Annotated in this window: 4 protein-coding genes; all 4 read left to right on the top strand. The window is 47.7% G+C overall.

The features are described 5' to 3' along the window. The first annotated feature begins 288 nt into the window (after positions 1-288). The 4 genes from NBH16_RS16660 to NBH16_RS16645 all read left to right on the top strand — a co-directional run bounded on the left by NBH16_RS16660 (position 289) and on the right by NBH16_RS16645 (position 6,646). Positions 289-3,456, top strand: coding sequence for a glycoside hydrolase family 31 protein (locus NBH16_RS16660; RefSeq protein WP_122382472.1), 3,168 nt, complete (start codon positions 289-291; stop codon positions 3,454-3,456). Positions 3,457-3,480: 24 nt separating this feature from the next. Further along, a complete protein-coding gene (locus NBH16_RS16655) occupies positions 3,481-4,896 on the top strand; it encodes an arylsulfatase (RefSeq protein WP_122382471.1) in 1,416 nt (471 codons plus the stop codon). 131 nt (positions 4,897-5,027) lie between these two features. After that, positions 5,028-6,242: a cysteine desulfurase gene (locus NBH16_RS16650; protein ID WP_250788887.1), complete on the top strand. Its 1,215-nt coding sequence runs from the start codon at positions 5,028-5,030 to the stop codon at positions 6,240-6,242. A gap of 2 nt (positions 6,243-6,244) precedes the next feature. Continuing rightward, positions 6,245-6,646, top strand: a complete 402-nt coding sequence (locus NBH16_RS16645; RefSeq protein ID WP_008777889.1) for a VanZ family protein — start codon at positions 6,245-6,247, stop codon at positions 6,644-6,646. Positions 6,647-6,659: the final 13 nt, after the last annotated feature.

The following is a 6,659-nucleotide window of genomic DNA, read 5'->3' as shown; positions in this document are numbered from 1 at the left end:
GTGGGGCAAGGGGATATTGTGGGCAGAAGTGGGTATTTCAGCCTCAATTTATCTGCTAATTCAGTGATGAGAGGACGTTTAGACGCAAGAAGGACGCTGAAGAGCTTAGTTGCGGATTTGAGGTTTATTGATTTATATGACAAGGTTGTACATACGCAAAGATAGAAGGATTCCATTGATAATAACACGTTTCTGCCCAGCGAAAAGAGAATAAAAATCACGCGAACGTTTGCGAACCCTCGTAAATTAAGACTATCTTTACTGCCTAAATCTAATCAACTAATTCAAATGATAAAAAGTCTAATTGTATCCATGCTTCTGACAGGTTGCGTTTCCTCCCTGTCCGCACAACAAAGTTTTTGGAAAGAAGATTTCTCCGCCGGGAAATTACCCGACGGCTGGATGATTGTCGATTCGACGAAATCGGCAAAGTGTGAATGGATTGTAACCGATCAGCCTTATCCCGGCTCTTTCCAGTTTGAGCAACAAGCGCCTCCCATCGCCTCTACGAGTCGTGGCTATCATATGCAATTCCGGCCGGGCGTAGTCACCGGGGAGGAGATCACGAAGTGGAATCAACGGGAGGAATACCCGAACGGCTATTTCCAGACCAGCGCTATCGATTGTGCGGGAAAGAACGATGTGGTATTGAAATTCCAGCACTTGTTTCGTTGGAATAATTGGTTCACCGGAAAACGTGCCGGCCTTTGGGTTGGCGTCAGCAACGACGGGGTGAATTGGAAAGAGTATAACGTGATGGATAAGATCCCCGCCGCTACCCAGCTTCACGCCCCGGTGAATGAGGAGATTAACATCAGCGAGGTAGCCGCGAACCAGAAAACCGTCTACTTGCGTTTCTTCTGGCGGGATATCTTCTCTTGGTACTGGATGGTCGATGATATTGAGCTGACAGAGCCTTTCGCGCATGATTTGGCTTTGGAGAAAGTGACCTCACACCAAGAAACCGGGAATACGTTCACGAAGGAAGACGTGTTGAAAGTGAAGCTGAAGAACGTTGGTTCCCAGCCCGTAGACGAGGATTTCACGGTAACCGCCTCCTTGAACAACGGTCAGAAACTAACCGCCACGGTAACCGCCTCCGGGCATCCGATCGCTAAACAAGAGGAATATGAGGTAGCTTTCCCTGCTACCGACCTAACCCAGATGGGCTCCTATAAAATAGAGTTCGCTATCCAATACCCGAAGGATGAGCGTTCGTCAAACAACGTATTAAAAGCGAACCTGTTCGCCGCCCGTATGAACTTGGGTAAGTTGACGAAGTTCAATAAGATCAGCAACACGGAATATGAGTTCGTCTCCGGGTACGCTAAGGTTAAGTTGATGTTTTACCGGGATGATATCTTCCGTATCTGGTTGGCACCGGATGGGGCATATACCAATCCGGCGGCAAACTCGATCGTTGTGGATTATGGGGTAAAGAACCCGAGAGTCTCCATGGCCGACAACGGCAGCTATTATAAGTTCACGACTCCCCAATGTGTCGTACGTGTCTATAAGAACCCTATTCGTTTCGCCATGTATGACAAGAATAACCGTGCCGTGATCTACGAGGAGGCCGAACCACTTGCCTTCGGACTGAAAACGACCCAAACGATGCGCCGTAGCGGTGATGAGGATTTCTACGGTTGCGGTATGCAACAAGGTAATTTCTCATACGCCGGGAAGGAAGCGGATATCGAGGTGACCGGTTGGGATGAGGATCAATCCTCTAACCCGGCTCCCTTCTATATGTCCACGAAAGGATATGGCGTATTCCGCAATACGTTTGCCCCGGGCCATTATGCCTTCAACGGCACGGAGATGCTGGACAAGAACTGTGATGATGGCTTTAAGCTGATGGGCTTCACCAGTCAGTTGACGCATAACGAGAATCGCTTTGATGCGTTCTACTTCTACGGCCCTTCCTTGAAAGACCTATTGAACGACTATACGGATATCACCGGAAAACCTTTTATGCCGGCGATGTGGATGCTTACGATGGGAGACGCCGACTGCTATAACAAAGGGGAACAGCGCACCGGATGGCCTCAATCCACCCCGGACGTAATCAGCCAAGTTGCTGATAAATATGTGGAATATGATATGCCCCGTGGCTGGATCTTGCCGAACGATGGCTATGGTTGCGGCTATGTGAAATTGGATTCTGTTGTGACGGAATTAGGTAAACGAGGTTTCCATACGGGCTTGTGGACAGAGAATGGTGTGGATAAGATTGCCTACGAGGTTGGTAAATGTGGTACCCGCCTGTGTAAATTGGATGTGGCTTGGGTTGGAGAAGGCTATGAGTTTGCCTTGAACGGCTGTAAATCCGCATTCGAGGGTATCGAGAACAATACGAACGAACGGGGTTTCGTATGGGCTGTTTGCGGTTGGGCCGGAACCCAGCGGTATTCTACGGTATGGAGCGGTGATCAAGTGAGCAACTGGGATTATATCCGTTACCATATCCCGACGATCACGGGTGCCGGCCTTTCCGCCATGAACGCCGCTACTAGCGATGTGGACGGTATCTTCGGCGGTTCCCCGAAAACCTATACCCGCGACTTGCAATGGAAGGTCTTCACCCCGATCTTTATGACCATGAGCGGCTGGGCGGATGCCGACCGTCAGCCTTGGGTATATGGGCATCCGTACACGGATATCAACCGTAAATTCCTAAAGCTGAAGATGCGTCTGAACCCGTACGCCTATACCTATTGTCATGAGGCGCATACGACCGGTGTACCGATGGCTCGTGCGATGGTACTGGAATTCCCGGATGACGTGGTTACCCGTGATACGACCACCCAATATCAATTTATGAGTGGCGAGTGGATGATGGTTGCTCCTGTATATACCCGTAAGAACGTACGCGACAGTATCTACTTCCCTGCCGGAGAATGGTACGACTATTGGACCGGAAAGACATACGAGGGTGGCAAGTGGTTGGATAAATATGAGGCTAAACTGGATATTTGCCCGGTATTTATCCGTCAAGGCGCCATTATCCCGATGTACCCGGATATGAATTATGTCGGCGAGAAACCTGCGGATGTCTTGACCTTGGACTTATATCCCTACGGAAACACCTCTTTCAATTTATATGAGGATGACGGTCTCACCCGTGATTATAAGAAAGGCGAGTTTGCCCGTACCTTGATCTCTGTTTCCTCCCCGAAAGGTGAGAAAGGAACGATCACCGTGGATATAGCGAAAGCGAAAGGAGATTATAAAGGACGTTACCAAGAGCGTACTTACCTATTGGATGTCCGCTCGGAGTCCAGCCCGTCAAACGTAACCGTAGCCGGGAAGCCGCTATCTGCCATCTCCCCCGAAGCGTTCAATGCCGGACAAGAAGGCTGGTACTTCGATGCCTCGGATCGTATGGGAAGGGTTAAGGTACGGACGAACCGCTTGTCTACGAATCAGGATCAGAAGATTGTAATTGGTTTCTAACACTTCTATTTATTTTAAAGGTATATGAAAACACAATTGACTTTATGTATATCCGGGACATTGCTGCTTATCGGAATGTCCGGTTGCGAAAAAACTCCGGAGCGTCCTATGAATGTTGTGTATATCTTGGCCGATGATTTAGGCTATGGAGATGTTGGCTGTTATGGCCAACAGATTATCAAGACTCCCAATATAGACCGGATGGCGAAGGAGGGAATGTTGTTTACGCAGCATTATGCCGGATGTACGGTGAGTGCCCCTTCCCGTTGCTCCTTGATGACCGGATTGCATACGGGACATACGCAAGTCCGGGGAAACCGGGAGATCACGCCCGAAGGCCAACAGCCGATGCGGGAAGATACCTATACGTTGGGTAAATTAATGAAATCGGCCGGTTATACGACCGGTATCTTTGGTAAATGGGGGTTGGGAAATCCGGGCTCTGTCTCCATTCCTAATAAGATGGGCTTCGATGAGTTTTATGGGTATAATTGCCAACGCCAGTCGCATTCCTTCTATCCGGATCATTTATGGCATAATGAGGAGAAGGTTCTTTTTCCTGAAAACGAGAACAATGCTTGCAAGACATATTCACAAGATTTGATTCATGAGCAAGCATTGAAGTTCATCCGGGATCATAAGGAGCAACCGTTCTTTGCGATGCTTACCTATACGCTGCCTCATGCGGAATTGAATCTTCCGCATGATTCTATTTATAAGATGTACGAGAACTCATTCGAGGAGACTCCTTATATTGGTAAGTTTGATAAAGTGTATGGCGGTTATAACACCTCGGAGAAGCCCTTGGCCTCCTTTGCCGCCATGGTCTCCCGGTTGGATAAATACGTGGGGGATGTAATGGCTGAATTGAAAGAGTTGGGTTTGGATAAGAATACGATCGTGATTTTTACCAGTGATAACGGCCCGCATCATGAGGGTGGAGCTGATCCGGACTTTTTCAAGAGCTACGGACCTTTCAGGGGGATCAAACGGGATGTATATGAAGGAGGTATCCGTATACCTATGGTGGCATGGTGCCCGGGTACGATCAAGGCCGGAGCTCAATCGGATCATATAAGCGCATTCTGGGATGTCATGCCTACGTTGGCAGAGCTTACAGGTACGGTTTTGCCCGAGCAGACGGATGGAATCTCTTTCTTACCAACCTTGTTATCAAAGAAAAATCAACAGGCCCATGATTATTTATATTGGGAATTTCACGAATTGAATGGCCGGGAAGCATTACGCTCCGGTAAATGGAAACTAATCCGGCAACCGATCGTGGGTGAGACTATATTGGAACTGTATGATTTAAGTAATGATATACATGAGGATACGAATCTAGCGGAGAAGTATCCCGATAAGGTAAAAGAACTAGCATCCTTAATGGATAACGCCCGTACAGAGTCTCCGTACTTTGACTTTGGAAGAGAAAAGTAGGTGTGCGAGTAGAGGATAAAGTGTAGGCGTAATATCTGTTAGGTAATGATAAAAAAGGCTTTCTTTCAGCGAGAAAGCCTTTTTTTTGTATCTTTGGCTCTCGTAATTTTAAGACAAAAAGAAGTAAGACTATGTTAGACGTTCAAGCGATCCGAAAAGACTTTCCGATCTTGGATCATAAGATATACGATAAACCGCTGATATATTTTGATAATGGCGCTACTACCCAGAAACCTCGTCAAGTGGTAGAAAAGATAGAGAATGGATATTATAACGTAAACGCCAATATCCACCGAGGCGTACATTTCTTGAGCCAAGCGGCGACAGAGGCGCATGAGGAGGCTCGCAAAACGGTACAGCATTTCTTGAATGCCCGTTCCTCGAATGAGATTATTTTTACCCGGGGAACTACGGAATCCATTAATTTGATCGCTTCCAGCTTTACGGATGAATGTATGTCGGCAGGGGATGAGGTGATCGTGTCCGTGATGGAGCATCATTCCAATATCGTTCCTTGGCAGATACAAGCGGCCCGGAAAGGTATTACGTTGAAGGTGATCCCGATGAATGAGAAAGGGGAGTTGAATCTGGATGAGTATCGTAAATTATTCTCGGATAAGACTCGTTTGGTTTCCGTGACTCATGTGTCTAATGTCTTGGGTACGGTGAATCCGGTAAAGGAGATGATCGAGATCGCTCATGAACAAGGCGTACCGGTGTTGGTAGACGGGGCTCAAGCCGTTCCGCATATGAAGGTGGATGTGCAGGACTTGGATGCGGAGTTCTATGTTTTCTCTGGTCATAAGATTTACGGACCGACGGGTATCGGGGTCTTGTATGGTAAAGAGGAGTGGTTGGATAAACTTCCTCCGTATCAGGGAGGAGGCGAGATGATCGCTACGGTCTCGTTCGAGAAGACAACTTTTAATGAGCTTCCCTTTAAGTTTGAGGCGGGAACTCCGGATTATATTGGTAGCACGGCGTTGGCGGAAGCCTTGCGGTATGTAGACCGGATCGGTATAGAGAATATAGCTGCTTATGAGGATGAGCTTTTGCGATATGCGACCGCTGGATTAAATACGATCGAAGGGATGCGTATTTTCGGACAAGCGGATCATAAAGGAGCGGTGCTTTCTTTTTTGGTGGGTAATATCCATCATTACGATATGGGGATGTTGCTGGACCGTTTGGGAATAGCGGTTCGTACAGGGCATCATTGTGCCCAGCCTTTGATGCATGCCTTAGGGATCGAGGGGACGGTGCGGGCGTCTTTCGCCTTTTATAATACGAAAGAGGAGATCGATACGTTCATCGCAGGTGTGGAACGAGTTCGGAAGATGTTTTGAGTATGATGTATTATATTAAGAAATATCCGTTTTCACTGGCGATTATATTGATCGTTATTTACTTGTCGTTCTTTAAGCCGCCGAGGATGGATGATATCCCTTTATTCCCGGGTGTGGACAAGGTGGTTCATTTCTGTATGTATGGGGGGATGTCGGGTATGCTATGGCTGGAGTTCTTGCGGAATCACCGGAAGTATGAGACGGTATTATGGCATGCTTGGATCGGGGCGGTTTTATGCCCGATCGTTATGAGTGGGATTATTGAGATATTGCAAGAATATTGTACGACGTACCGGGGTGGGGATTGGTTTGATTTCTTGGCGAATACTTGCGGGGTGATCGCCGCTACGGCATTCGCTTGGTTCGTGCTTCGCCCTTGGATTGTGAAGGATTTGAATAGTTAAAATTACGATGCCC

It is taken from the genome of Parabacteroides sp. Y3-G-102, from assembly GCF_023656845.1.
GTDB classification, from domain to species: Bacteria; Bacteroidota; Bacteroidia; order Bacteroidales; family Tannerellaceae; genus Parabacteroides; species Parabacteroides distasonis.
The sequence above is the reverse complement of the archived record's forward strand: the minus strand, read 5'-3'. Positions and strand labels throughout refer to the sequence as shown.

Bases quoted from the DNA above. Each gene is read 5' to 3' on its own strand.
- NBH16_RS16660 (WP_122382472.1), top strand. From the start codon at position 289: ATGATAAAAAGTCTAATTGTATCCATGCTTCTGACAGGTTGCGTTTCC.
- NBH16_RS16655 (WP_122382471.1), top strand. From the start codon at position 3,481: ATGAAAACACAATTGACTTTATGTATATCCGGGACATTGCTGCTTATC.
- NBH16_RS16650 (WP_250788887.1), top strand. From the start codon at position 5,028: ATGTTAGACGTTCAAGCGATCCGAAAAGACTTTCCGATCTTGGATCAT.
- NBH16_RS16645 (WP_008777889.1), top strand. From the start codon at position 6,245: ATGATGTATTATATTAAGAAATATCCGTTTTCACTGGCGATTATATTG.